This window comes from Faecalibacterium sp. i21-0019-B1, from assembly GCF_042852915.1.
Lineage (GTDB): Bacteria > Bacillota > Clostridia > Oscillospirales > Ruminococcaceae > Faecalibacterium > Faecalibacterium taiwanense.
Genome location: NZ_AP031425.1, coordinates 2,745,652 through 2,771,771 on the forward strand (window position 1 = coordinate 2,745,652; position 26,120 = coordinate 2,771,771).

24 protein-coding genes and 4 tRNA genes are annotated in these 26,120 nt (G+C 60.1%); 5 read left to right on the forward strand and 23 right to left on the reverse strand.

Going from position 1 to position 26,120, the window contains the following annotated elements:
• Positions 1-100: 100 nt before the first annotated feature.
• Together mfd and ACGHP1_RS13605 are read left to right on the forward strand one after the other, a co-directional pair.
• Complete coding sequence (mfd, locus tag ACGHP1_RS13600; RefSeq protein WP_390509674.1) at positions 101-3,574, forward strand: transcription-repair coupling factor; 3,474 nt, start codon at positions 101-103, stop codon at positions 3,572-3,574.
• A gap of 19 nt (positions 3,575-3,593) precedes the next feature.
• Positions 3,594-4,712 carry a foldase gene (locus tag ACGHP1_RS13605; protein ID WP_390509675.1) on the forward strand — a complete coding sequence of 373 codons (1,119 nt, stop codon included), beginning with the start codon at positions 3,594-3,596 and terminating at the stop codon, positions 4,710-4,712.
• 63 nt (positions 4,713-4,775) lie between these two features.
• On the opposite strand, the gene ACGHP1_RS13610 is transcribed toward ACGHP1_RS13605, so the two are convergent.
• The 8 genes from ACGHP1_RS13610 to ACGHP1_RS13645 all read right to left on the reverse strand — a co-directional run bounded on the left by ACGHP1_RS13610 (position 4,776) and on the right by ACGHP1_RS13645 (position 11,630).
• The gene (locus tag ACGHP1_RS13610) at positions 4,776-6,545 is read right to left on the reverse strand and encodes a glycoside hydrolase family 2 protein (RefSeq protein WP_390509677.1); all 1,770 of its coding nucleotides are present in this window, start codon (positions 6,543-6,545) and stop codon (positions 4,776-4,778) included.
• 483 nt (positions 6,546-7,028) lie between these two features.
• The gene (gene tatC, locus ACGHP1_RS13615) at positions 7,029-7,832 is read right to left on the reverse strand and encodes a twin-arginine translocase subunit TatC (RefSeq protein WP_097781276.1); all 804 of its coding nucleotides are present in this window, start codon (positions 7,830-7,832) and stop codon (positions 7,029-7,031) included.
• A gap of 2 nt (positions 7,833-7,834) precedes the next feature.
• Positions 7,835-8,038, reverse strand: a complete 204-nt coding sequence (tatA, locus tag ACGHP1_RS13620) for a twin-arginine translocase TatA/TatE family subunit (protein ID WP_005937852.1) — start codon at positions 8,036-8,038, stop codon at positions 7,835-7,837.
• Between the two features lie 91 nt (positions 8,039-8,129).
• Positions 8,130-8,705, reverse strand: coding sequence for a twin-arginine translocase TatA/TatE family subunit (locus ACGHP1_RS13625; protein ID WP_291015257.1), 576 nt, complete (start codon positions 8,703-8,705; stop codon positions 8,130-8,132).
• A 343-nt stretch (positions 8,706-9,048) separates the two neighbouring features.
• On the reverse strand, positions 9,049-9,492 hold the full coding sequence (gene nifU / locus ACGHP1_RS13630) for a Fe-S cluster assembly scaffold protein NifU (protein WP_005937858.1): 444 nt from the start codon (positions 9,490-9,492) through the stop codon (positions 9,049-9,051).
• A 2-nt stretch (positions 9,493-9,494) separates the two neighbouring features.
• On the reverse strand, positions 9,495-10,712 hold the full coding sequence (locus ACGHP1_RS13635) for a cysteine desulfurase family protein (RefSeq protein WP_097774421.1): 1,218 nt from the start codon (positions 10,710-10,712) through the stop codon (positions 9,495-9,497).
• A gap of 133 nt (positions 10,713-10,845) precedes the next feature.
• Complete coding sequence (locus ACGHP1_RS13640) at positions 10,846-11,286, reverse strand: hypothetical protein (RefSeq protein WP_154256342.1); 441 nt, start codon at positions 11,284-11,286, stop codon at positions 10,846-10,848.
• A gap of 20 nt (positions 11,287-11,306) precedes the next feature.
• Positions 11,307-11,630 (reverse strand): rhodanese-like domain-containing protein, encoded by a 324-nt coding sequence (locus ACGHP1_RS13645; protein WP_005937868.1) that lies wholly within the window; start codon positions 11,628-11,630, stop codon positions 11,307-11,309.
• 129 nt (positions 11,631-11,759) lie between these two features.
• On the opposite strand from ACGHP1_RS13645, the gene ACGHP1_RS13650 reads away from it, so the two are divergent.
• Together ACGHP1_RS13650 and ACGHP1_RS13655 are read left to right on the forward strand one after the other, a co-directional pair.
• Positions 11,760-12,218, forward strand: a complete 459-nt coding sequence (locus ACGHP1_RS13650) for an Rrf2 family transcriptional regulator (protein WP_005937871.1) — start codon at positions 11,760-11,762, stop codon at positions 12,216-12,218.
• Between the two features lie 70 nt (positions 12,219-12,288).
• Positions 12,289-12,364 (forward strand) — tRNA-Trp (locus tag ACGHP1_RS13655).
• A gap of 132 nt (positions 12,365-12,496) precedes the next feature.
• Here ACGHP1_RS13655 and ACGHP1_RS13660 read toward each other — a convergent pair.
• The 8 genes from ACGHP1_RS13660 to ACGHP1_RS13695 form a co-directional block, all read right to left on the reverse strand.
• Positions 12,497-12,572, reverse strand: a tRNA-Thr gene (locus tag ACGHP1_RS13660).
• A 3-nt stretch (positions 12,573-12,575) separates the two neighbouring features.
• A tRNA-Asp gene (locus ACGHP1_RS13665) sits at positions 12,576-12,652 on the reverse strand.
• A gap of 213 nt (positions 12,653-12,865) precedes the next feature.
• Positions 12,866-12,941 (reverse strand) — tRNA-Thr (locus ACGHP1_RS13670).
• A 240-nt stretch (positions 12,942-13,181) separates the two neighbouring features.
• Positions 13,182-14,558, reverse strand: a complete 1,377-nt coding sequence (locus tag ACGHP1_RS13675; RefSeq protein WP_005937878.1) for a sigma-70 family RNA polymerase sigma factor — start codon at positions 14,556-14,558, stop codon at positions 13,182-13,184.
• Positions 14,559-14,628: 70 nt separating this feature from the next.
• Positions 14,629-15,588: an elongation factor P 5-aminopentanone reductase gene (gene ymfI / locus ACGHP1_RS13680; protein WP_390509678.1), complete on the reverse strand. Its 960-nt coding sequence runs from the start codon at positions 15,586-15,588 to the stop codon at positions 14,629-14,631.
• 81 nt (positions 15,589-15,669) lie between these two features.
• Entirely contained in the window at positions 15,670-15,855 is a 186-nt protein-coding gene (locus tag ACGHP1_RS13685; protein WP_143405584.1) for a hypothetical protein, read from the reverse strand.
• Positions 15,852-16,334, reverse strand: a complete 483-nt coding sequence (locus ACGHP1_RS13690; RefSeq protein WP_005937887.1) for a nucleoside deaminase — start codon at positions 16,332-16,334, stop codon at positions 15,852-15,854. The genes ACGHP1_RS13685 and ACGHP1_RS13690 overlap by 4 nt, the downstream gene beginning before the upstream one ends.
• 10 nt (positions 16,335-16,344) lie before the next feature.
• Positions 16,345-16,734 carry a CPBP family intramembrane glutamic endopeptidase gene (locus tag ACGHP1_RS13695; RefSeq protein ID WP_332376802.1) on the reverse strand — a complete coding sequence of 130 codons (390 nt, stop codon included), beginning with the start codon at positions 16,732-16,734 and terminating at the stop codon, positions 16,345-16,347.
• A gap of 210 nt (positions 16,735-16,944) precedes the next feature.
• Between ACGHP1_RS13695 and ACGHP1_RS13700 the strand changes: the two genes are divergently transcribed.
• Positions 16,945-17,802, forward strand: a complete 858-nt coding sequence (locus tag ACGHP1_RS13700; protein WP_044953264.1) for a DegV family protein — start codon at positions 16,945-16,947, stop codon at positions 17,800-17,802.
• A 155-nt stretch (positions 17,803-17,957) separates the two neighbouring features.
• On the opposite strand, the gene ACGHP1_RS13705 is transcribed toward ACGHP1_RS13700, so the two are convergent.
• From ACGHP1_RS13705 to ACGHP1_RS13735, 7 genes are all read right to left on the reverse strand, one after another.
• Positions 17,958-18,731 carry a TSUP family transporter gene (locus ACGHP1_RS13705; RefSeq protein WP_097774417.1) on the reverse strand — a complete coding sequence of 258 codons (774 nt, stop codon included), beginning with the start codon at positions 18,729-18,731 and terminating at the stop codon, positions 17,958-17,960.
• Positions 18,732-18,783: 52 nt separating this feature from the next.
• The gene (locus tag ACGHP1_RS13710; protein ID WP_223388555.1) at positions 18,784-19,635 is read right to left on the reverse strand and encodes a serine hydrolase; all 852 of its coding nucleotides are present in this window, start codon (positions 19,633-19,635) and stop codon (positions 18,784-18,786) included.
• Positions 19,636-19,657: 22 nt separating this feature from the next.
• On the reverse strand, positions 19,658-20,647 hold the full coding sequence (locus tag ACGHP1_RS13715) for a dipeptidase (protein WP_223388554.1): 990 nt from the start codon (positions 20,645-20,647) through the stop codon (positions 19,658-19,660).
• 15 nt (positions 20,648-20,662) lie between these two features.
• Complete coding sequence (locus ACGHP1_RS13720) at positions 20,663-23,965, reverse strand: SNF2-related protein (RefSeq protein WP_390509681.1); 3,303 nt, start codon at positions 23,963-23,965, stop codon at positions 20,663-20,665.
• A 161-nt stretch (positions 23,966-24,126) separates the two neighbouring features.
• Complete coding sequence (locus tag ACGHP1_RS13725; protein WP_390556587.1) at positions 24,127-24,519, reverse strand: metal-dependent transcriptional regulator; 393 nt, start codon at positions 24,517-24,519, stop codon at positions 24,127-24,129.
• Positions 24,520-24,705: 186 nt separating this feature from the next.
• On the reverse strand, positions 24,706-25,260 hold the full coding sequence (locus tag ACGHP1_RS13730) for a Fe-S-containing hydro-lyase (protein ID WP_097774412.1): 555 nt from the start codon (positions 25,258-25,260) through the stop codon (positions 24,706-24,708).
• 12 nt (positions 25,261-25,272) lie between these two features.
• On the reverse strand, positions 25,273-26,112 hold the full coding sequence (locus ACGHP1_RS13735) for a fumarate hydratase (protein WP_005937916.1): 840 nt from the start codon (positions 26,110-26,112) through the stop codon (positions 25,273-25,275).
• Positions 26,113-26,120: the final 8 nt, after the last annotated feature.

Below are 26,120 nucleotides of genomic sequence, written 5' to 3' on the forward strand. Positions count from 1 at the left end.
ATGCGAGCGCCGCTCAAGGCGTGAAGCAGATGCTGGGTGCCGCAACCCGTCTGCGGCGGCAATTTCAAATCGTCATCCCAGTAGGAAAGGAGGTTTTTCCATGTACGAAGCCTTACTCAAGGCCACACCGGAATATCAGAAGATCGCCGCCAGCTTTGCACAGCCCGGCCCGGTAGCGCTGTTCGGTCTGCCGCCCGCAGGCCGTGCCCTGCTGTACGCCGCGCTGCAAAAAGACCTTGGCCGGGTGCTGTGCATCGTGACCCCCGGCGAGGCCGAGGCCACCCACTTTGCGGACGACCTCAAGGCACTGGGGCTTGCCGCTGCGGTGTTCCCGCCCCGGGACTTTATGCTGCGCCCAGTGGAGGGCGCGGGCCGCGAGTACGAGTACCGCCGCCTTTCGGTGCTGGGTTCCCTTGCAGGCGGGCGGCTGAACGCGGTCTGCGTGCCCGCCGAAGCGCTGTTGCAGTACACCGTGCCCCGGGATGAATTTTTAAAGAACACTCTTACCCTCAAACCCGGCATGGTGTATAACCGTGAGGGTCTTGTGGCCCGGCTGTTCGCCGCCGGGTATGTGCGGCGCAGTCAGGTGGACGGCCCGGGACAGTTCAGTGTGCGCGGCGATATCGTGGATATCTATGCGCCGGATATGCGCCAGCCTGCCCGCGTGGAGTACTGGGACGACGAGATCGATTCCATTTCTTCCTTCGACCTGCTCACCCAGCGGCGGGACAGCGCACTGGAAAAGATCTATCTTTCCCCTGCCCGCGAGGTGCTGTTCGGCGATACCGCCGAGACTGCCGAGGCCCTGCGTGCCGCCATCAAAAAGGCACGTGGCCGGCACCGCACCGCACTGGAAAAGGCCACGGAAGCCGACCTTGCTCAGCTGGACTCCGGCCTGATGCCGGAAGCCATGGATAAATACTACGGCCTGCGCTATCCGAGCCCGGCCACCCTGCTGGATCATCTGGACACACCGCTGTTCATTCTGGACGAGGTGGGCGGCATCCGGGATGCCCAGAAGGCCACCGAGTTCCGTCGCAGCGAAGAGCTGACCGGCCTGTTGGAAGAGGGTGTGCTCTGCCCCGGGCTGGATGTACTCTACCAGACCATGGACGACCTTGCCGCTGCCGCCCAGAAGCAGAGCACCCTGCTGTGCGAGAACTTCCTGCGCGGCATGAACGAATTTAAGCTGAAAGACCTCATCAACGCCGAGGCCTTTGCCGCCCCCAACTGGAACGGCGACCTTGCTTCCCTGCGGGAAGACCTTGACCCGCTCATTGCGCAGGGCTATGCCGTCACCCTGTTCTCCGGAACGCCCAAGGGTGCCGCCGCCCTCACCCGCGACCTTGCCGACAAGGGCTACTCCGTGAGCATGAGCCGGGATGTGCGGCCCACAAAAGGCATCGTACAGGTGCTGCCGGGCCATCTGACCGCCGGGTGCACCTTTCCGTTTGCCCATGCGGCGGTGCTGTCCAGCCGCAGGCACGGTCTGGAGGAAGAGACCTCCGCCGAGACCAAAAAGCGCAAAAAGAACAAGAACGCCCTTTCCAGCCTTTCGGACATCAAGCCCGGGGACTATGTGGTGCACCAGAGCCACGGCATTGGCATGTATGCGGGCATCCAGCGGCTGGAAGTGCAGGGTGCCACGAAAGATTACCTGAAGGTGCAGTACTCCGGCTCGGACGTGCTGTATGTACCGGTGACCCAGCTGGACCTGCTGAGCCGCTACACCGCCCCCGGCGACGAGGAAAAGGTAAAGCTGGCAAAGCTGGGCGGCGCCGAGTGGCAACGCACCCGCGCCAAGGTAAAAAAAGCCACCGAGGAGATGGCGCAGGAACTGATCGAGCTCTACGCCCGCCGCCGTCAGGCCACGGGCTACGCCTTCCCGCCGGACGGCGACTGGCAGCGGGACTTTGAGACCCGCTTTGACTACGACGAGACCGACGACCAGCTGAACGCCACCGCCGAGATCAAGCAGGACATGGAAAAGGGCTGGCCCATGGACCGCCTGCTGTGCGGCGACGTGGGCGTGGGCAAGACCGAAGTGGCCCTGCGCGCCGCCTTCAAGTGCGTGATGGGCGGCAAGCAGTGCGCCATCCTTGCCCCCACCACCCTGCTGGCGTGGCAGCACTACAACACCATCCTCTCCCGCATGGAAGCTTTTCCCGTAAAGGTGGAGATGATGTCCCGCTTCCGCACCGCAAAACAGCAGAAGGAGACCCTCCGGGGCCTGCAGTCGGGCAGTGTGGACATCGTGGTGGGCACCCACCGGCTGCTGTCCAAGGACGTGAAGTTCCATGACCTCGGCCTTGTCATCATCGATGAAGAGCAGCGCTTCGGTGTGAAGCACAAGGAAAAGCTCAAGGAGAACTTCATCGGGGTGGACATGCTCACCCTTTCGGCTACCCCCATCCCCCGCACGCTGAACATGGCCATGAGCGGCATCCGGGACCTTTCCACCATCGAGCAGCCGCCCATCGAGCGGCAGCCCGTGGAGACCTTTGTGCTGGAATACAACGACGTGATCCTTGCCGAAGCCATGAAGAAGGAGCTTGCCCGGGGCGGGCAGGTGTACTACCTGCACAACCGGGTGGACAACATCGAAGCCTGCGCCGCCCATGTGAGCAAGCTGGTGCCCGGCGCACGCATCGGCATTGCCCACGGCAAGATGACCGAGGAAGAGCTGAACCCCGTGTGGCAGCATCTGCTGAACGGCGAGATCGATATTCTGGTGTGCACCACCCTCATCGAGACCGGCATCGACGTGCGCAACTGCAACACCCTCATCATCGAGGACGCTGACCGCATGGGCCTTGCCCAGCTGTACCAGATAAGAGGCCGGGTGGGCCGCTCCGGCCGCAAGGCCTATGCCTACTTCACCTTCCGGCGGGACAAGACCCTGACCGATATCGCCCAGAAGCGGCTCTCCGCTATCCGGGAGTTCACGGCCTTCGGCTCCGGCTTCCGCATCGCCATGCGGGATCTGCAGATCCGGGGTGCGGGCAGTCTTCTGGGCCACAGCCAGCACGGCCACATGGAGGCCGTGGGCTACGACCTCTACGTGAAGATGCTGGGGCAGGCCATTGCCCGGGCCAAGGGCGAACCTGTCCGGCGGGACAAGAGCGAATGCCTTGTGGACCTGCGGGTGGATGCCTTCATCCCGGAGAAATATATCGCAGACGGCCCGGGCCGCATTGAAGCTTATAAGCGCATTGCCGCCATCCAGACGGCAGAGGATGCCGCCGATGTGCTGGACGAGCTCATCGACCGCTACGGCGACCCGCCGCCCTCGGTGAGCGATCTGGTGAACGTGTCGCTGGTGCGCGTGCAGGCCAGCACTGTGGGCGTGACCGAAGTGACCCAGAAAAAGGACACCCTCACCCTGCAGCTGGAAAGTCTGGAGCTGCCCATGATCCGGGGCCTGCTGGTGGCCTTCAATGGCCGCGTCACCGCCGGTGCAGGCAACCGGCCCTATCTCTCGGTCACGCTTCAGCCCGACGAAAAGCCGCTGGAGCTGCTGCAAAGCATCCTCAAGGCGATGGCAGAGATCCTTGCCTCCGCCGAGCAAAAATAAACATCATAGGAGCATTACCATGAAAAAGAAACTTCTCGCGCTGATCTGCGCACTTGCACTGGTGTTCAGCCTTGTGGGCTGCACCATTTCCGCCCCGAACACCGTGGGCAGCATCGGTGATTTTGAGATCACCTCCGGCATGTATCTGCTGGCACAGTACGGTGCTTACCAGCAGGCCGCCCAGCTTGCCGGCACCGATCAGGACACCACCGACGTAAAAGCCTTCCTGAAAGAGACCATCACCACCGACTCTGACAGCGGCGAGACCGCAGTTGTGAGCGACTATGTGGCCCAGAAAACGCAGGAAACGTTGGAAACGCTGGCCGCTGTGGATGCCCGCTTCAAGGAGCTGGGCGGCAAGCTGACCGACGAACAGATCTCTTCTTCCGACAGCTATGCCCAGCAGATGATGGACCAGTACGGCGACACCTACACCGCCAACGGCATTGGTCTGGAGACCGTCAAGGCATATGAACGTCTGCAGGTGGAGCACACCGCCCTGCTGGATATGGTCTACGGCCCGGACGGCGAGACCCCAGTGGAGGACGACGAGCTGACCAGCCATCTGGACGACAGCATGTATGAGATCTGTTACATCAGCATCCCGCTGTACAATACCAGCACCTACGCCTCTGCGGACGATGACCAGAAGGCCGAGATGCTCAAGCTGGCACAGGCCGCTGCCGACAGCGTCAACGCCGCAGGCGGCGAGACGGTCTCGGATCAGGTGAGTGTCCTGCATGAGGCCGCACAGAATGCCCTGCCGGACATCTACGCTGTGCTGGACAGCGAAACCTCCGACGACAGCGCCAGCGTCCAGACCGAGCTGCTGACCGAGAGCGATGTTGCTTCGGCCTTTACGCAGGACGGTGCTGCCGATGCTCTGCGCAGCCTTTCCTACGGCGAAGCCGCTGCCGTGCAGATCAACGGCTCCACCCTACTCCTGATGGTGCGTGTAGACCCGCTGAGCGTTTCTTCGCTGGACGACCTGCGCAGCCAGATCCTGAGCGATATGAAGGGCGGCGAGCTGGACGACGCACTGGCCGCAGGCGGTGCAGAGCTGGCACACGATCTGGACAGCTCTGCCATGAACAAACTGCCCGCCAAAAAGATCGTGAACAACAGCGCCAACAGCTGAGAGCTGCTGTAACATAAAACTCCCTCAGTCATCGCGCAGCGATGACTGAGGGAGTTTTTTCTTTCACCGCGTCACTTTTGCGAACTCTGCGGCAAGGGCAGCATTCACCGAGCGGACGGCATTGGCATCCGGCTTGATCTCGGCCCGGTCATAGGTAAACAGACCGTTCACCTCATCTTCCACATCCGTCAGCTGGGTGTACACCAGCGCCGAGAGTCCTTTTTTGAGCTGCGGCAGCACCGTGCCCAATTGCAGCTTTTTGCAGCGGGCGGTCAGGTCTGCGCGGCTCTTGGCCGTGCCGTAGCCGTAGGTTTTGCCCGGTGCTTCGTGCCCCGGCATGGGCCATGCAATGCCGCCGTATTCACTCAAGGCCACGGTACGGCTTCCGGGCTTTACATGCAGCGGATAGAAATAGTTGTGGATGGAGCACACATCTCCGCCGCCCTGATCATACCAACCGCTGGCCTCGTCCACAAGGCGGGTATCGTCCAGCGTGCGGATGGCCTGCACTGCCCCGGCCGCATCAAACTGGCCCCAGCCTTCGTTGAAGGGTACCCAGCAGCCAATGCACGGATGGCAGTGCAAGGCTTCCACGGTGGCTTGCAGCTCTTTGCGGTATGTTTCCCGGCTGGATGCTTTTCCGCGGCTCAGCAGGCCCCAGAGCGGCTCTGCGTCGGGCAGGCGGCGCACAAGGGGCTGCAGCACATTGGTCAGGTAGGTGACGAACCACAGGTTGTATCTGCTGCCGCCGTTCACCATGTCCTGCCAGACCACAAGGCCCAGCCTGTCGCAGTGGTAGTACCAGCGCTGCGGCTCGATCTTGGCGTGCTTGCGCAGCAGGTTGAATCCCAGCGCTTTCACCTCGCTCAGCTCCCGCTCCACCGCTGCATCGGAAGGCGGGGTATACAGGCCCTGCGGCCAGTAGCCCTGGTCCAGCAGGCCGTTGAGCAGGATGGGCTTTCCGTTCAGGCAGAAGCGCAGCACGCCCCGCGCATCCGGCTCACAGCTCCACTTGCGCAGGGCAAAGTAGCTGTGCACGGTGTCGAACTGTTCCTCTCCTCCCTGCGTGGTGCCCACGGTCAGGTCATACAAAAACGGGGTATCCGGGCTCCACGGAAAGAAATGTTCCTCCGGGATGTTCAGCGTCACCTCGCCGTCCCGGTCCGCTTCGTCGCTGCCCCAGTCCTCGGCAATGGTCACGCCCCCGGCCCGCACCACGGCCCACAGGTTCACTGCACCTCCGGGCATGGAAGTATGGGCTTTCACGGTCACGGTGCGGGCATCGTAGTCCGGCGTGACCGTGAGCGACTGGATGTAGTTTTCCGGCACACGCTCCAGCCAGACCGTCTGCCAGATGCCGCTCTGGGCCGGATAGAACATGCCGCCGGGCTTCAGGGTCTGCTTGCCCCGGGCCTGCGTACCGCTGTCCGTGGGGTCCTGCACGGCCACCCACAGGCTGTTGCGGCCCGTATCGTTGAGCTGGGCGGTGACATCCAGTGTGAAGGGCCAGTAGCCGCCCCGATGGCCGCCCACCAGATGACCGTTCACCTGCACCGCACAGGCATCGTCCACCGCGCCGAAGTGCAGCAGCACCCGACCCCCTTCTCCCGGAGGGGGAGCAAAGGTGCAGTGGTAGTGCAGCCACTGGCCGGGCTGCAGGGTGCGGCCCACGCCGGAGGCCTTTGTTTCCGGAGAGTAGGGCACCAGAATGCTGCCGTCCCACGCAGCGGGGTATTCTGCCGTCTGAGTAATGGCGTACTTCCACAGGCCGTTCAGGTTCTCATAGCTGTCCCGGCGCATAGCCGGGCGAGGATATTCCGGGAGTGGGTGCATGGTTTCACCGCCTTTGATTTGTTGGTTTCATTCTAGCACAGGGCGGGTGGCTTGTATAGACTGAGCAGCAACGATTTGGAATTGCCGCCGCGTTCGCTCTGGACGAGTTGGGGCAGCAGCCTGCACCGCGCAAGGCACGAAGCAGACGCAGGGAGCCGCAGGCCGCCGCCTCCCGCGCCTCGAAAGTAGCGGAGACCTTGCTGTGTTGAACACACAGCATTTGCTGCGCAAACCGGTCTGCGCCTTGAAAGCCCCACCGGGGCTTTCATGCCCTACGGGCACCGCCGTCCTTTCTGGTACTCTTTTGTGCGTGCAAAAGAGTACATATTCGGCGGTAATGCCTTTTGCAAAAGCCATAGAATCTGCCCCACGCGATTACGCTCTGCACCGGAAGCATTTTCCACATACAAAAAGGCTGCTGCACCAAATGGCGCAGCAGCCTTTGCTTTTGCAATGATAAAACAGAAAACCAGAAGTCAGAGCTTACTCTTCGTCCTCATCCTCGTCATCCTCTTCGTCATCATCGTCCTCTTTCGGCTTATAGAAGATGCCGCTCAGGAGAATGCTGATGAAGTACAGCAGCACCATGGGGCCGGCCACCATGCACTGAGACACGATATCCGGCGGGGTGACAACGGCCGCGATGAAGAAGATGATCACGATGGCAACGCCGCGCACCTGCTTGAGCAGCTGCGGGTTGATAATGCCCATCTTGGACAGGATGATGGTGATCAGAGGCATCTCAAACACGCAGCCAAAAATGATGAACATGGTCAAGCAGAGGTTGACATAGCTCTCGATACTGGTGGTGGTCTGGATGTACTCGGCACCCTCGATGCCGGTGCTGAGGAAACGCAGCATGAAGGGCATCATGAGCTTGTAGGCGAACAGCACGCCCACGCAGAACAGGATAAGGCCCAGCAGCATGACCAGCTTGAAGAAGGTGCTCTCGCTCCGTTTCAGACCCGGCCTTGCAAATGCATAGATGTGGTAGAACGCCACCGGCACAGTGACCACCACGCCTGCCAGAATGGAGACGCGGAAATACTGCATCAGCTTTTCCTGCGGGGCAATGGAAACAAACTCGTAATAGTCGCGGCCCATGGCAGTGAGCAGATCGATCAGACGGTCGGCGTATGCCAGCGAGACCACAACACCCACCACGAACACCACCGCGCAGATGATCAGCCTGTTCCGCAGTTCTTTCAGATGGCCGGTCAGCGTCATGCTGCCGTCCTCTGCCATGACTTCGGCTTTTTTCTTTTTGCGCTTAACGTTCGTAGCCACAATTACTCCTCGTCTTCGTCCTTCTTGGAAACCTGCTTCTCGGTCTTCTCCTCGGAATCATCGGAGCCTTCCTCGTCCTCCATGCCCTTCTTGAAGCCGTTGATGGTCTTGCCGAACATCTTGCCCAGCTTCGGCAGGTTCTTGGGTCCAAAGATCAGCAGAGCGACGACCAGGATGATCAGCAGTTCGTTAGTACCAATACGCATAATAAAAATCTCCTTTTTACTTTGCCGCGCCGCGTGGCGGGCTTATTGCATGTATCAGGCAACCGCGGGCGCGGGTGCATCCAGTAAGTAATCAGTCCTTCGGCAGAACATCATTCTGACGAGGGTCTTCCTCCACCGGCTCGGCCGCAGGAGCAGCCTCGGCAGCTTCCTGTGCGGGAGCCGCTTCTGCAGCAGGCTCGGCCTTTTCAACCGGGGCGGCGGGTTCTTCGGCCTTCTCGGCAGGTGCAGTGGTCTCCTCAGCGGGAGCGCTCTCCTCTGCCTTGGCAGCAGATGCAGCGTCCTCTTCCAGCTCTTCCACCGGCTCCTCGGTCAGCTCGGTCACTTCCTCGGCGGCTTCCGCCTTGGCAGCTTCCTCCTTGCTGGTCTTGCCGATACCGGTAAAGCTCTTGGTCACATCCTTGACGCTGTTGTCGATATCCTTCTTGATATCGGTCAGCGGGGCAACAGCTTCCTTCAGGGGAGCCTGGATTTCATTCAGCGGCTCCACAACGTTCTTCTGGATCTCCTCAGAAGCAGCGCCGGTGTACTTTTTCAGTTCACGCAGCATCTTGCCGATCTTCTTTGCGTAGACAGGCAGCTGATCCGGGCCGATGAACACGAACGCCACGATCACGATGACGACAAGTTCCCAAAAACCAATTTTCATACTAACTCGTTTCCTTTCCTGTGCGGCGGGACGTTTTCCGGGGCCGACGCACCTGCATTGCAGTGCGTGCCGCGAACCGTTCTTTGCCCTGTTCTTCGTCCGCTTCCGTGGGAGTTCGGCGCTCTTTGCGCCTGTGTTGCCCTACTTATACCGAAAAGTGGTGAACTCATTCTGAACAATATATGAATTTTTCATGAACGAGTGTATATTCAGGGTATTTTTGTAAACAAATAATATTTTACACTTGCTTTATTACGTTTTGGATAGGATACAACAGCGCAGTCTTTTGCAAAAAAGAGGACACCGCACAAAACGGTGTCCCCTGAAGCGTCCTTTGCGGGGATCAGTGGCCGCAGCTCTCGCAGTGGTCGCAGTCCTCTTCGAGCTTACCCACGATGGGTTCCGGATCGATGCCCTGACGGCGGTAGTAGTCGGACAGAGCAGCCTTGACGGCCTGCTCTGCCAGAACAGAGCAGTGCACCTTGATGGGAGGCAGACCTTCCAGAGCTTCCACAACGGCCTTGTTGGTCAGCTTGAGCGCCTCGTCGATGGTCTTGCCCTTGATGAGGTCGGTGGCCATGCTGCTGGTGGCGATGGCGGCACCGCAGCCGAAGGTGAGGAACTTGACATCCACGATCACGTTGTTCTCGATCTTCAGGTACATGCGCATGATATCGCCGCACTTGGGGTTGCCCACTTCGCCCACGCCGTTTGCGTCGGGGATCTCACCCACATTGTGCGGATTTGCAAAATGCTCCATGACCTTTGCGCTATACATGCTTGCCATAATTACTGCTCTCCCTTCAGGCTGAACTGGCGGGCCGTGTTCTGGCCCTGCAGCCACATACAACTCATAGCACGGCGGCGGGGGATCACTTCCTCCAGCACGTCGCACAGATATTTTGCTTCTTCCATGGTGTTCTGCGGGCCAAAGGTGAACCGCATGGAGCCGTGGCCGATCTCCTCAGGCACGCCGATGCTCAGCAGGACGTGGCTGGGGTCCAGACTGTCGGAGTTGCAGGCAGAGCCGGTGGAGGCGCAGATGCCGTGCATATCCAGATCCAGCAGGATGGTCTCGCCTTCCAGACCCGGGAAGCTGATGTTCACATTGTTGGGCAGACGGGGGCTGCGGCCGCCGTTCAGGCGGGCTTCCGGGATGTTCTTGAGGACGCGGTCGATGACATAATCGCGCAGCTCGCTCTCGTGGGCCATGCGCTCATCCAGATGCGCCGTGGCGATCTCCAGCGCCTTGCCCATGGCAGCAATGCCGGCCACGTTCTCGGTGCCTGCACGGTGGCGGGCCTCCTGACTGCCGCCATCGATCAGGTTCTGGGGCCATACGCCCTTGCGGCAATACAGGGCACCCATGCCCTTGGGGCCGTTGAACTTGTGGGCGCTCATGGACAGCATATCCACGCCCAGTTCCTTCACATCCACGGGGATGGCACCCACAGCCTGCACCGCGTCGGTGTGCATCCAGACACCGTGCTTGTGAGCGACCTCGGCGATCTCCTTGATGGGCTGGATGGTGCCGATCTCGTTGTTGGCCATCATGATGCTGACCAGCGCGGTATCGGGACGGATGGCAGCTTCCACGTCCTCGGGGCGGATGTAGCCCTCGGCGGTGGGCTTGATATAGGTCACTTCAAAGCCCATGCGCTCCAGTGCAGCCATGCTGTGCATGATGGCATGGTGCTCAAAAGCGCTGGTGATGAGGTGCTTTTTGTTCTGGCGTGCCTTGGTGAAGGCGGTGCCCTTTACGGCCCAGTTGTCAGCCTCGGAGCCGCAGCTGGTAAAGAAGAGCTCAGCCGGACTTGCATTGATGGCCTTTGCCACCTGCGCACGACCGGTGTCCACGAATTCCTTAGCCTCATAGCCCACACTGTAATGGCTGCTGGGGTTGCCGCAGGCACCGCTCAGGGCTTTGACCATCAATTCCAGTGCCTCGGGAGCACAGGGAGTGGTGGCAGCATTATCCAGATAAACCACTTTTTCCATGTTTTCCATAGGAATGATCCTTTCTTATTGAACGCGTCTGCGGGAGCCTTGCATGCCCTGTGCAGATGCGGAATCCTTTCAACGGATAAGTTATACCATATCATTCCCTAGTATGTCAATATGAATACTGGATTTTCGTGATTCAGTCACCTTTTTTGCCCTTTCCGGTCAGTTTTCCCAGTACCACCTTCCACTTGGGGTAGCCCCAGCGCTTATCCTCGGCAAAATCGTCCGCCAGCTTCCACGGAAAATTGCTGCCGTCAAAGTAAAGATTGCCCGTCTCGTCCACGCGGTCCAGCTTTTTGGGCAGATACGCCTCGTCGTAGTAGCTCTTGCGGCGGTCGGGCAGCACCCAGTGCAGGGTGCCGTCCTTGTCCATGCCGGACGCCCATACGCCGAACACGAAGGTTGCGGCTTCGCCGTAGCAGTGCTGCTCAAAGCGGATGGCACCATCGTAATAGAACTTGATGACCTCCAGCGTGCCGGATTCCTTTTTGCCGTCGCGGCCCAAGGTAGGGCGGTAGTCCTGCTGGTAGCGGCAGCCGCAGTGACTGCCGGCAAAATCTTTTGCGTGGAACGACATGGAGTTATCCTTCTTTCTTTTTAAAAATGCCCTTCAAAGTCGCCCTCGATCTCATAGGGCCAGCTCAGGATGCCGCCCAGATCGTACAGGCGGGTGTAGCCAAGGCTTTCCAGCTTGCGCACGGCATCGGCACTGCGGCGGCCGGTGCGGCAGTAGACCAGCCATACAGCGTTCTTATCCGGCAGCACCTCAGCCGCACGGCTCAGCACCTGACCCAGCGGCAGCAGCTTTGCGCCGGGGATGTGGCCCACGGCAAACTCGTCCGGCTCCCGGACATCTACAGCAGCCGCCTCGTGTGCATCCAGCAGACGGATGGCATCGGCAGCCGTGATCTTCTCACTCATACTCTCACTCCTTATAATATCCTCTTATCCATCCTATGATAGCAGACCTTTTTTGTTTGCACAAGAGGATACCTTTGCAAAATCCGAGCAACGTGCTATACTATAGGAAGCAATAAGGAGAGGATCGCCATGAAATTTTCGACCAAAAGCCGTTATGCCCTGCGCCTGATGGCCGAGCTGGCACGTTATGCGCCGGGCACCACCGTGAGCCTGAAGGAGATCAGTGAGCGGCAGAACCTGAGCCTGAAATATTTGGAGCAGATCGTGACCCCGCTGGCCCGTGTGGGCCTTGTAAAAAGCGAGCGCGGCAGTCAGGGCGGCTACCGCCTGACCAAAGCCCCTGCCGACTACACCGCCGGCGAGATCCTGCGCGCCATTGAGGGCAGCGTGGCACCCATTCCCTGCCTTGGCAGCGAGACCAACGAGTGCCCCATGTGGGAGCAGTGCTTCACCCTGCCCTTCTGGACCGGCCTTGATGAGGTGATCAACCAGTATATCGACAGCGTAACGCTGGAACAGCTTTCCAGCCAGCTGCCTGCATCCGATAAAAAAGAAGGCTGTTGCAGCTGCGGCACGAAAAATGCCTGAATCTTGAAAGAAATGCTTGACATTCGCCTTTGCATCGGCTATAATAACAAAGCATTCAGCGAATGCCTATAGGGGTATAGCTCAGCTGGTAGAGCAGCGGTCTCCAAAACCGCGTGCCGTGAGTTCGAAACTTACTACCCCTGCCATAAACGCACAGGTTCTTCGGAGCCTGTGCGTTTTGTTTTTGTACTCAAAGCAATCCGCGCTCCGTCAGCCTGCTTTTGCAGTCATACAACAAAAAAACACCCCGAAGTCCTAAGGCTTCGAGGTGTCTGCTATGGAGCTGCTATCCAGATTCGAACTGGAGACCTCATCCTTACCAAGGATGCGCTCTACCAACTGAGCTATAGCAGCAAATGGCGACCCGGATCGGGCTCGAACCGACGACCCCCAGCGTGACAGGCTGGTGCTCTAACCAACTGAGCTACCGGGCCATGATCGCTCAAGTTTCGCGCGGCGCTTACCGCCGGAACGTGCTTTATTATATCGAAAAAGCGTCCGCTTGTCAAGCATGAATTTACGAAAAACGCAAAAAAGCCTGAAAGAGCAGTTCAAAGCCCGCTCTGCCCTGTTCCGGACCCGCACAGCAGAAACGATCTACACAAAGAAAAACGCCCCGAAATCTTTCGACTTCAGGGCATCTGAGCTGGAGCTGCTATCCAGATTCGAACTGGAGACCTCATCCTTACCAAGGATGCGCTCTACCAACTGAGCTATAGCAGCGCAATCACAGCTCAGTTATAATACCACAGTTTCCACCGTTTGGCAAGAGGTTTTTGCAAAAAAATCTGGATTTTTGCAAAAAAGTCGTTTTTTACGCAAAAACTCCCCCAGTCTGCTTACGCAGACAGCCCCCTCGGAGATGGGGCCTTTGGCAGTACGGACAACTTTCCGGTTTTGCCAAGGGCTCCCTCTCTGAGGGAGCTGGCATCGCGCAGCGATGGCTGAGGGAGTTTTACTTTATCACTCGATCAGGCCGTTCAGCAGGGACAGGCACTTGCGGCTGTGCAGCTTGCGGATCGCCTTTGCCTCGATCTGGCGCACACGCTCACGGGTAACGCCAAAGTCACGGCCAACCTCTTCCAGCGTACGGGGACGGCCATCGTCCAGACCAAAGCGCAGGCGGATGACCTTCTCTTCACGAGGGGTCAGGCTCTTGAGAGCCAGATTGATCTGCTGTGCCACCATGGCGCGGTCTGCGGCCTTGCCAGGGGCTTCGGCGTTTTCGTCTGCGACGAAATCGCCCAGAGAGGAATCCTCTTCCTCACCCACGGGGCTTTCCAGACTTGCCGGCTCCTGTGCCATGCGCTGGATCTCGCGCACACGCTCCACGCTCATATCCATGGCCTTTGCCAACTCTTCCGGGGTCGGCTCGTGGCCGTTCTGGTACACCAGCTGGTTGGTGGCCTGACGCATCCGGTTGATGGTCTCCACCATGTGCACCGGAATGCGGATGGTACGGGCCTGATCCGCAATGGCACGGGTGATGGCCTGACGGATCCACCAGGTTGCATAGGTGGAGAAGCGGAAGCCGCGGTCGCAGTCGAACTTCTCGGCAGCCTTGATCAGGCCGATGTTGCCCTCCTGGATCAGATCCAGGAATGCCAGATTGTGGCCCACATGCTTTTTGGCAATGGACACCACCAGACGCAGGTTCGCTTCGCTCAGGCTGCGGCGGGCGTTCAGGCCATCGCGGCGGGTCTTGAGCAGCTCAGCGCGCTTTTCGTCGCTCAGGGGGCCGTTCTCCACAGCCTCCATAGCTTCCTCTTCGGCAGCCTTTTCCTCGGCATCCTCGCTGGGCTTCTCGTTGCCCTCCTCGTCCAGATCTTCGGTATAGCTGCGGCTGTTCTCGTCCTCTTCAAACGAGAAGCGGGCGCTGTTCTTTTTGATGTACTCCGGCCCGCCGTACTTCTGGCGGTCGGCCTGCAGGATGTGCGCCGCCTCGGCACCGGCATGGATGCGGCGGCTCAGCTCCACCTCCTGCTCCGCGCTCAGCAGCGGGATCTGGCCGATCTGCTTGAGGTAGTTCTTAACGGGGTCGTCCAGCAGTTCGTCCATGGCAGCCTTCAGGTCTGCAGGGTTCTCCTCGCTCTGCTCTTCCTCGTCCTCGCTGATGCCCATATCATCGTTGTTGTTCTCGGCATTCTCGACCTCGGCCATAATGCTGTCCACATCCAGCGTAGGCTCTGCATCCTCTTCCAGAACCTTGATGCCGCGTTCTTCCAGAAGGGTGTAGAGCGTTTCCTCATCCATTCTGCACTGTGCAGCCAGCGCCTTGGCCTCCTTGGCCGAAATGGTGCCTTCGCCTTTCGTCAACAGTTCCTTTAAAGTCATGCCCATTTTGCTCTCTCCTTCTTGCTCCGGGGATGCTCCCGCCGGGGGAAATCCTGTAATAAAGTGTTCCTGCGCATCAGATCACAAGTCCTCCGTTCACGCCGAACACCTGACCGGTGATGTAGCCCGCACCCTCGCCGGCAAGGAACACCAGCAGCTGCGCCACTTCGTCTGCGCTGCCAAGACGGCCCACAGGGGTCTCTTCGGCCAGCGCGGCCTTATCCTCGGCGGTGAATGCTGCCATCATATCGGTATCAATGACCCCGGGCGCAACACAGTTCACTGTGATGCCGCTTGGGCCTTCTTCTTTGGCCAAAGCCTTGGTCAGGCCGATCAGGCCTGCCTTTGCTGCAGAGTAATGCACCTCGCAGCTGCCGCCGGTCTGGCCCCACATGCTGCTCACGGTCAGGATGCGTCCGGCCTTGCGGCGGATCATACCCGGCAGCGCCAGCTGACACAGGTGGAACGCACCGGTCAGGTTCACGTCCAGCATATGCTGCCACTCTTCCGGGGTGATGTCGGTGAACAGCTTCTGCTGGGCGATGCCCGCATTGCTCACCAGCACATCCACACGGCCCAGTGCCTGTTCTGCGGTGCGGAACGCAAGCTCGCAGCTGGCGCGGGATGCCACATCGCACTGCACGGCGGTGATGCCGGGCAGCTGTTTTTCCAGCTCTGCAGCGGCTTTGGCATTGCTGTGGTACAGCACCGCCACGCGGTAGCCCGCCGCATAGAACGCCCGGGCCGCAGCGGCACCAATGCCGCGGTCGCCGCCGGAGATCAGCACACAGCGGCCATTGGCTGCTGTGTGCACGGTAGGTGCAGGTGTTTTCTCCGGCTCTTCCTGCACAGGCTCCGGCATTTCCGGCTGCGGCGCAGGCTGGGGCTTTTCCAGCACCATCACCCGGGTGGGTTCGTCCACCACGGGTGCTGCCGCCTTTGGCTTTGGCGGTACGGGCGGCTCCTGTGCAGCCTGTTCCGGCTGCGGCTCCTCACCCGACAGATTGAACGTCAGTTCAAATTCATCTTCGTACAAGAGTATAGTCCTCCTGTCGTGATCTCTGCACTGCAAAGGTATGCCGTGCAGGAGATGTCTGTGCGGCCCATCGCCGTCCGTTCAGCGTCCATTTCTTATCCGGTCAAAGTCCGGTGCTCGGCGCGGCAGACAGCTGCATAAGATGGGTTTCGACAAAACACCATTAAATAATATAGCACAATTTGCCGAAAAAAGAAAGTGGAAGCCGCCTACTTTTTCACGCAGCTTCCACTTTTTTACGGTTTCTTCATATTCCATGCCGGTCATACAGGCGGTTTCCACTTCGGCCGGGCCGCAAGCCGTGCCCTCAGATCCTTGAAAAACGCCTGCAGCAGCTCCTGTGCTTCCTCTGCGCGCAGCCCCTGCTCCACCACCGGGTGGTGGTTGAAGGGCATTGCAAACAGGTCGGTCACACTGCCGCAGCAGCCCGCCTTGGTGTCTGCCGCGCCGTATACCACCCGCCGGATGCGGCTGTTGATGATGGCCCCGGCGCACATGGGGCACGGCTCCAGCGTGACGAACAGCTCGCACTCCCACAGCCGCCAGCCGCCCAGCTTTTTGCAGGCGGCATCAATGGCCAGCAGCTCTGCGTGATGCAGGGCGTTTTTTTCGGTCTCGCGGGTGTTGTGGGCGGCAGCTACCACCTCGCCGTTGCGGGCCACCACGGCCCCCACCGGCACCTCGCCCAGTGCAGCCGCCTTGCGGGCTTCTTCCAGCGCAAGGCCCATCAGTTCAGAATCGGTCATAGGTTCCCCTTTATCCTGCTGCAAAAACCAGCAGATTATTCAATGTATGCAAAAGCATTCCCGGCCATACCCTGCCGGTGCGTTCACGAAGTGCGCCCAGCACAAGGCCGCAGCCAAGCGCCCACGCCATGCCCGCCGGGGTGCCGTGCTGCACCGCAAACAGTACCGCCTGCAGCGCCGCGGCCTGCCATCTGCCCAAGGGCTGCGCCAGCTGCTGGATGACCCCGCGGAACACCAGTTCCTCCACGACAGGTGCAGCGATGCAGTGGTGCACAAAACTCAGCGCCCGCACATCCCACGCCGGGGCAGGCAGAAATGCCAGCACTTTTCCTGCCAGCAGGTAGGTCAGTGCGCAGCCGAACGCAGCCAGCAGCGCCCTTGTTTTTGCCTTTTGCTCCATGGCCTGCCCTCCCTGCCGTGCGGTTCTCAGCGCCTATCTTATCATAAGCAGCGGCTTTTATGCAAGTATTTTGCGCTGGGACGAAGCAATTTTCGCTCAGGCAATTGACTTTTCCCTGTGGATTCTGGTATAATGTTTCCCGACGTTTTGTTGCAAAGCGTCGGGAAACATGACTTGAATTTGTTTTTACCGGAAATCCGGAGGTATTTTATGATCCGTATTCTCACCGATTCTGCGTCCGACATCCTGCCCGCCGAAGCCGAGCAGCTGGGCGTGACCGTGATCCCTCTGAACGTGACGCTGGAGGATGGCAGCATCCTGCGGGATGGCATCGACATGACCCCCACCGAGTACTATGCCCATCTGGCCAGCTGCCGCAAGCTGCCCACCACCAGCCAGCCCAGCCCGGAGCTGTTCGAGAAGTTCTATCTGGAAGCCGCTGCCGCCGGGGACGAAGTGCTGGGCATCTTCCTGTCCCACGAGCTGTCCGGCACATGGCAGTGCGCAAAGCTGGCCGCAGACCTCGCCAATGTAGACAACGTGCTGTTTGTGGACAGTGCCACCGTGTGTCTGGGCGAATCGCTGCTGGTGCGTCTGGCCGTGCAGCTGCGTGACGCAGGCAAGACGCTGGTGCAGATCGCCACCGATCTGGAGCACGCCAAGGAGCACCTGCATCTGGTTGCCGCAATCGACGATCTGAAGTATCTGCGCAAGGGCGGCCGTCTGCCTGCCGCTGTGGCCGTCGCGGGCGGGATGCTGGGCATCAAGCCCCTCATCACCATCAAGGACGGTAAGGTAGCCATGGCCGGTAAGGCCCGCGGCCTGCCCGGTGCCTATGTGGCCCTGTTCAAGAAGATCGAAGAGCTGGGCGGCATCAGCCCGGACTTTGCCGCTGTTGCCGGTTATTCTTCCAGCCTGCGGGAAGTGCAGCCCATCGAGAACTACTTCCGTGAAAATCTGCACATGGGCGAACCGCTGGTGCGCCAGATCGGCTGCGTCATCGGCACCCACGCAGGCCCCGGTGCATTTGGTCTGGCATTCTTTGACAAAGGGTTGGTGCTGGAATAAGCGACCACCGAAAAAAGATCATCCGAGCAAAGTCGGGCAGCCTGCGGGCTGCCCGGCTTGTTTTTTGCAGCGGGAAACGGGCGCAAGCTCCCCCAGTCAAAACCTGACGGTTTTGCCAGCTTCCTCGGAGAGGGAGCCTCTGGCGCGCCCGGCGCTCACAGCACTGCGTCCGAGATGAGCTTGCCCAGCAGCAGCACCAGCACCACCAGCATCATGGGACGGATGAAGCGCGCACCCTTTTTCAGGGCGAAATGGGACCCCAGCAGGTTGCCCAGAATGTTGCTGACGGCGCAGGGGATGCCGATGTGGAACACCACCAGACCGTTCATCAGATAGGTGAACAGGCTGGCGTAGTTGCTGGCAAGATTCAGCACCTTGCCGTTGCCGTTGGCGGTGCGCAGGTCAAAGCCCATCAGGGTGGTAAAGGCAATGATGGCAAAGGTGCCGGTGCCCGGGCCCACGATGCCGTCGTACAGGCCGATGCCCAAGCCGATGCCCAGCGCCAGCAGGATCTTTTTCAGGTTCAGGGTTCCGTCGTCCCGGTTCTGGTCCGGCAGGTCGCGCTGCCACAAAATGACCACCGCCGCCACTGGCAGGATGAGGAACATCATGGTGCGCAGCAGTTCATCGCTGAGCAGCAGCACGATATGTGCCCCCAGTGCACTGCCCGCAAAGCTGCCAATGGCTGCAAGGATGCCCACCTTCAGGTTCATTGCACCGTTTTTGAAAAAGTTGGCTGTGGCAAAAGTGGTGCCGCAGGCGGCGCTGAATTTGTTGGTAGCATAGGTGTAGTGGGGCGGCAGCCCGGCAAACAGATAGGCCGGCAGGCTGATAAGACCGCCGCCTCCGGCTGCCGAATCCACAAAGCCTGCAAAGCCCGTCATCAGAACGAGAAACGCCATCATCCATGGCGAGAGCGTGATACCCATTGTTATAATTCCTTTTATTTTTCCAATTTTGTTCTTTGGGAGAACGTGCGTCTCAGGACAGGGACAGCCGGCCCTCACAGGCCAGCACCTGATTCAGGATCATCCGCGAGACGCGGGCACCGTACACCATGGCGGGGTGTTCATTGTACTCGATGATATCGTGAAAGTCCTTGTTCATCAGCACAATGACATACTCGCCGTAGGGGGTGTGGACGATGCCGCCGTCGTTGCGGCAGGCGTTCATGCTGCCGCTCTTGCTGGCCACCCAGATCAGCTCCGGCGCGCCGGTCTCCTCGCAGTCGAGGTAATACTGCGGGAAGTCGTGGGTCAGCATGGTGTTGTAGTGCTGCTGGCGCAGAATGGCAAGCATCTCCGCGCTGGCTTCCCGGCTGACAAGCTCCCCTTTTGCAATGCGGGCGAACAGCGCCGCGTAGTCGCGCGGCGTGGTGGTGCCAAGCCGGCGGTAGCGGTCAAAGTGGAGTGGATTGTGCAGCACAGTATGCGCAAAGCCCAACTCCCGGATGCAGGCGTTAATGGTATCCAGTCCCAGATAGTCAATAATCATATTGGTGGCAATGTTGTCCGAGCAAATGATCATCATGGTGGCGGTGTCCTTCACCTTGAGCTTTGCGCCCACGCCCAGCGCGCGCAGCATACCGCTGCCGTCCACGAACTGGCTCTGCTCATAGGTGATCTCTTCGGCAAGGTCTGCTTTGCCGCGCTGCGCCTGCAAATACAATGCAGCGAGAATAAACGCCTTGATGGTGGATGCCGTCTCAAATTCTTCGTCCGCGCCCACCTCCACGGTATGGCCCTGCAGGTCGTCCACGAACACGCTCATTTTGCCCTGATAGCAGTACAGCTCCGCAGCAATGCGCTTTTCCAGCGTCATGTTTTTATCCATATCGGCATATTCTCCGTTGTTATTACAGGTTTTCCTCAAAAAAGCGCATGGCATTGCGGTAGTAGATACCTTCCACCTCGTCCTCAGTAAAGCCCTCTTTGCGCAGGGCATCCGCCAGCAGCGGCAGGAAGGCAGCATTTTCCAGCTGGTGGGGGCCATCGATGCCATCAAAATCGCTGCCAAGGGCAATCATCTGCGCACCGCCCACCTGTTTGTAGTGGCCCGCATGCTTCGCGATCAGCTCCACCGTGCTGCGGCAGTTTTCCGGGTGGGTGGGGTCGGTGTCCAGAAAGGGCGCATAGTAGTTCAGGCCCGCAATGCCGCCGCGCTCCGAAAGGGCGCGGATCATCTCATCGGTCAGGTTGCGGGTGTGGGGTGCCAGTGCGCGGCAGTTGGAGTGGCTGGCCGCAAAAGGCCGGGTACCGTGCTCCACGATATCCCAGAAGCCCTTGTCCGAAAGGTGGCTCACATCCACGATCATGTGCATCCGTTCCATCTCGGCCAGAAATTCAAAGCCCTTCCCGGTCAGGCCCTTTTCGGTCTGGGGCACCAGCACCCCGCCGGGGTTCCGCTGCGGGCTTGCCAGCTCGTTTTCGTGGTTCCATGTCAGGGTCATCATGCGCACGCCCATCTCATACATCCGGCGCAGCACCCCCACGCTGCCCTTGCAGCAGGCACCTTCCTCGATGGTGAGCATCCCGCTGATCTTTCCCGCCGCAGCATTCCGGCGGATGTCCGCCGCCGTGTACACCGGAGCAATTTTTTCCGGGTATGCCGCCATGATGCGCTTGAACTGGTCGATCTCTTCCAGCGCTGTCACCAGCGGGTCCGCTCCGGGCGTCTTATCACCCAGATTGACGAATGCTGCAAAGCACTGCAGCAGATAGTCGCCTTTTTGTAATTTTTCAAGGTCGATATGCAGATCGTTCTGCGCGAAGCTCTTGGGCCGGCCCGCATGTTCGGCTTTGCGCAGCTCGCTGAGGGTATCGCAGTGCAGATCCCAGACTTTCATGATGTTTTCTCCTCTTTATTCCTCTTGCAGCAGCTGCAGCAATTCCTCTGGTTTCATGGACAGGATCGCTCCGTCTGCCGAGCCGGTGACCGTCTCGGCAAGGTCCTGCTTTGCCTGCTGCAGCTCCACGATCTTTTCTTCAATGGTGTCCTGCGCAATGAGCTTGTACACCTGCACCGGATTGCGCTGGCCGATGCGGTAGGCGCGGTCGGTGGCCTGATTCTGCGCAGCCACGTTCCACCATGGGTCGTAGTGGATGACGATATCTGCCGCCGTCAGGTTCAGGCCGGTGCCGCCCGCCCGCAGCGAGATGAGGAACACGTCCGCTTCGCCGTTGTTGAACCGGCGCACAAGCTCTGCACGCACCGGCTTTGGGGTGGAGCCCTGCAGGGTAAAGTGGCTCACGCCCGCTTCGTCCAGCCGTTTTGCCAGCAGTTCCAGCATGGAGGTGAACTGGCTGAACAGCAGGATGCGGTGTCCGCCCTCCACAGCAGCCGTCACCAGCTCCATGCAGGCGTCCAGCTTGGCACTGCCGCCGTCCCAGTTGTCTGCCACAAGGCGCGGGTCGCAGCAGATCTCCCGCAGGCGCATGAGCACTGCGAACACCGCCATTTTATCCTCCGGCTTTGCAGCGCGCAGCTTTTCCCGCGCGTCCACCACAGCGGCAAGGTAGAGCTTGCGTTGCTGCTCGTCCAGCTCGATACGGTGGAGATTCTCGGTCTTGGGGGGCAGCTCTTTGAGCACCTCGGACTTCATGCGCCGCAGGATGAACGGCCCGGTGAGCTGGTTCAAACGGCGCAGTGCGTCTTTGTCGTCCTCCTGCACGATAGGCTTTTCAAACCGGGCGCAGAAGGTCTTGTAGGGCGGCAGATACCCCGGCATCAGGAAGGAGAAGATGCTCCACAATTCGCCCAAGCGGTTCTCCACCGGGGTGCCGGTAAGGGCAAACCGCACTTTGCTGTTCACCCCGCACACCGCCTTGTACTTTTGGGTAGTGTGGTTCTTGATGGCCTGCGCTTCGTCCAGAATGCAGGCGTAGAATTGCTGCCCGCTGTAAAGCTCCTCGTCCCGGCGCATCAGGTCATAGCTGGTCACCACAAGGTCGGCTTCCGCCCACTGCTTTGCCAGCTCTGCCCGGTGAGCAGCGTCGCCGTCCACCGCCACGCAGGAAAGCTGCGGCGTGAACTTCTGGCATTCCTCCTGCCAGTTGAGCACCAGCGATGCCGGGCAGACGATGAGGCTGGGCAGGCGCTGGCCGCTTTCCTTCATGGCCAGCAGGTAGCTGAGCACCTGCACGGTCTTGCCAAGGCCCATATCGTCGGCCAGAATGCCGCCCATGCCGTAGCCGTCCAGCGTGCGCAGCCAGCGGTAGCCATCCCGCTGGTACTTGCGCAGCACATTGTGCAGGCTTTCCGGCGGAGTATACTCGCTGTCCTTCACGGCGTGAAAGCTGCGGCTGATGCGGCGGAACGCATCGTCGCGGTTGAAACGCAGGCCGTTCTGGCCCGAGAGCGCCCAGTCGAGACTGGGTGCACGGTAGAGCGGCAGCTCGGCGTGGCCGCTCTTGAGCTTGGCCCCGGAAAGTTCCAGTGTATCGTTCAGTTCGTCCAGCCCTTCCAGACTGTCGTCCAGCCGCAGCAGACGGCCGTCCCGCAGGCGGTGGTAGCGCTTTTTCTGGTGCAGGGAGCGCAGCAGGTCTTTCAGCTCTGCCACCGGGAACTCGCCGGTATCCACTTCCAGATCCAGCACACTGCCGTGCACCGAAACGCCCACCGTGATGCGGGGCGGCGCGGCCTGCAGGCTGCGGAAGGCATCCGTCAGGTATACTTCCCCCTCGGCCAGCAGGGCCGGCACGCCCTCCTCCAACATGCGGTAGATCTCGTCCTCGTCAGCGGTGCCGTACACTTCCTCTCTGCCGCCCACACCGGGCTGCAGATAAGAGGCCAGCAGCCGCTTTGCCCGGCTCTCGGCGCGCACATCCCGCAAAAGCCCTGCCGGAGACGGCACGAACGGCGTGACCTTATCCTCCCCGTACAAAAACTCCGCGTGTGCTTCGATGCGGAAGCTGTCCGGTGCGTCCAGATAGAACTGCACCACCGGTTCCAGCGGGATCTGGTTCAGCAGCAGACGTTCCGGGTCCACGATGTTCAGCTTGCTGCCCAGCTCCGGCAGCACATAGCTGCAAAAGGCCGTGGCATCTGCGCTGGTAAAGAACAGGCTTTTGCCGCCCAGCGCCTGCAATGCGGGCAGGATGCGGGTGCACCCGGGCCGCTGCAGCCGCCAGAGCGTATCCTCGCTGAACAGGTAATCATAGTCAAGGCCCTGCACAGCGGAAAGTGCGGGTTCGCCTTCCACCTGCACACCGCCGCGGCGGCGCTCCACGGTCATGGTAATGACGGGCAGACCTTCCCGCAGCTCGTACCCGCCCAAAAAACCGCTATGTTCGTACAGCTGCACAAGGTCATCAAAGATCTCGCCGGTCAGGATCATGCCTCCCGCCGGGCCTTGTTCGGCCCCGCCGTACACCCGCACGGCGGCTTTGTCCATGCTCTGCCTTGCGTTCACCTGACGGCGCAGCAGCTGCAAAAGCGCACGGGACTCTTCATCAAAGGCATCCCACCGGTGCACAAAAGCCAGTGCCTTGCCGTAGCTGACGCTTTTGCCCATCTCGACGGCTTCCATCAGGTTCGGGATGCTTTTTACCACATACTGCCGCCCGCCGTCCGAGATGCGCAGCCGCAGCCATGGCTGTGCGCCGGGCACGAGGGTCAGCTCCGGTTCCAGATGGGCAAAGCCGGTGCGCTGGGCGGTCTCGTCCACACCAAGGTTTTCAAGGGCTGCTTCCTTGTAGGTATCCAGCAGCCTGCGGGCCTCGTGATCCGACTCCGGCGTTTCGCCGTGCCACTTTTTGCCAAACAGCATTTCCAGCCCGGAGGCATAGCTGTCCCGCCGGGCCGGTTCCGGGGCAAGGCCCGCCGCGCCGCGCACAACACCGGGAATCGCATCCGGCTTTGCCGCCGGTGCAGGGGCATTCTTTTCGGCATCGTCCAGCAGCAATGCACCGATATGCTTGCAGTAGGTGCCCTCGCCGTTCTGGTTATACGGGCAGCTGCAGGACGCACTGACAAAGCTGCCGTTCTCCCGCAGCCATGCCTGCGTATAGTAATAGCTGCCGCCGCTGCCCTGTACCATGGCCGAAATATGCCGCACGCCATCGGCGTTCACGGTGCAGGTGCTCTGCTGGATGCGCTTGCGGTATTTCTTGGCCCGCTCAAAAATGTTATCGCCCAAAAGCGTGCGGATCTCGTCTGCATCCATGGCTGTTTCCTCCCGGTTTGGCTGTAAAACCTTCTTATCTTATAAGAATACCGCACCCGCACCCCGGATGCAAGAGGGATCTGCCGCCCAATTTCCATACAAAAAAATCCCGCTCCTTTTCAGGAACGGGATCATTTTACGATCTTGGAATGCTGCGGGGATCACTTGACAGTCTTGCCAAGCTCAGCATCCGTCTCAATGGCGCGCTCACGGATCTTTTCCAGCGTCTGCTCACTGAGGATATGCTCTGCCTTGCAGGCATCTTCGGCGGCGGTCTTTTCGTCCACGCCCAGCTGCATAAAGAAGTGGGTCAGCAGACGGTAACGGCTATAGATGCGCTCTGCGATCTCGCGGCCCGGTGCCAGCAGGGTCAGGTTGCCCTCGCCGTCCACCGCGATATAGCCGTTCTCGCGCAGCTTCTTCATGGCAATGCTGACGCTGGCCTTGGTGAAGCCCAGCTCATTGACAACGTCAATGGAGCGCACTTTACCCATACGCTGACTCAGCATCAGGATCGTTTCAAGATAATCTTCTGCGGATTGGTGGATCTGCATGGTATGTTTGCCTCCTGTCTGTGCCGGGATGCAAAGCACCACGGTTTCATATAGTACAAGATATCACACTTTTTGCCGATGTGCAAGCAATTCGCGGAAGTTTGTTAAAACAAACTAAATTTATCCTGCGCAAATCTGCTGTTTTGCCGGTTTTTAGTCGGCCGCGTTTTGTGCAAAGGCGATAAATTATTTTGCTTCCAGATATGCCGCCGGGCCGGACTGGTACAGGTCGCCGCCGTGGGCATCCAGGATCACCGTCAGCGGCATATCCTTCACAATCAGGCGGCGCACGGCTTCACAGCCAAGGTCCGGCCACGCGATCACTTCCAGCGTCTGCACGCTTTTTGCCATCAGCGCACCGGCCCCGCCAAGCGCTGCCAGATACACAGCCCCGTTGCGCACCACAGCCGCCTTTACGGCATCGTCCCGCTTGCCCTTGCCGATCATGATCTTGTTGCCAAGGTCCAGCAGACGGGGGCTCATGGCGTCCATACGGCCGCTGGTGGTGGGTCCCGCCGAGCCGATCACCTGGCCCGGGCGTTCCGGCGTGGGGCCAACGTAGTAGATGGCGCTGCCGGTCAGATCAAAGGGCAGCGGTTCGCCTTTTTCCAGTGCTTCGGTCATCCGCCTGTGGGCCTGATCGCGGGCGGTGTACACCACACCGGAAAGCAGCACGGTGTCGCCCGCCTTGAGCGGGGCAAGATCCTCGGCCGTGCAGGGAGTCGTCAGTCTGTATTCCATCTTTGCCCCTCCTTACAGTTCCGCGCTTGCACGGCGGGTCACATGGCAGGAAACATTCACCGCCGCAGGCAGGCCCGCCACATGGGTAGGCATCTGCTCAATGGCAAGGCCCAGACAGGTGGTCCTGCCGCCAAAGCCCTGCGGGCCGATGCCCAGCTCGTTGATGGCGGCAAGCAGCTCCTGCTCCAGCTGTGCGTAATAGGGGTCTGGGTTTGGCACATCCAGCGGACGCAGCAGGGCCTTCTTCGCCAGATACGCCACCTTGTCAAAGCTGCCGCCCACGCCGATGCCCAGCACGATGGGCGGGCAGGGGTTGGAGCCTGCCAGCTTCACCGTGTCCAGCACGAACTTTTTGAAGCCCTCCACGCCATCGGCGGGCTTGAGCATTTTGATCTGGCTCATGTTCTCGCTGCCAAAGCCCTTGGGTGCCACCGTGATGCGGCAGCCCTCGCCGTCCACCAGATGCACTGTGATGGCCGCCGGGGTGTTGTCGCCGGTATTGCCCCGGCGCAAAGGGTCTGCCACGATGCTCTTGCGCAGGTAGCCGTCGGTGTAACCCCGGCGCACGCCCTCATGGATGGCAGCTTCAAAGCTGCCGTCGATGTGCACATCGGTGCCAAGCTCCACAAACACGCAGGCCATGCCGGTATCCTGACAGATGGGCAGGTTTTCTTCTTTTGCGGCGGAAAGGTTCGACCACAAAAGGTCGAGAGTGCTCTTTGCCAGCGGCCACGGCTCTTCCTGCCGGGCCTTGTCCAGCGCCGCCTGCACGTCCTGCGGCAGGCGGGTGTTGGCTTCGATGCACAGCCGTGCAACGGTATCCGTGATCTCCTGTGCGGAAATGGTTCTCATAAACGCTT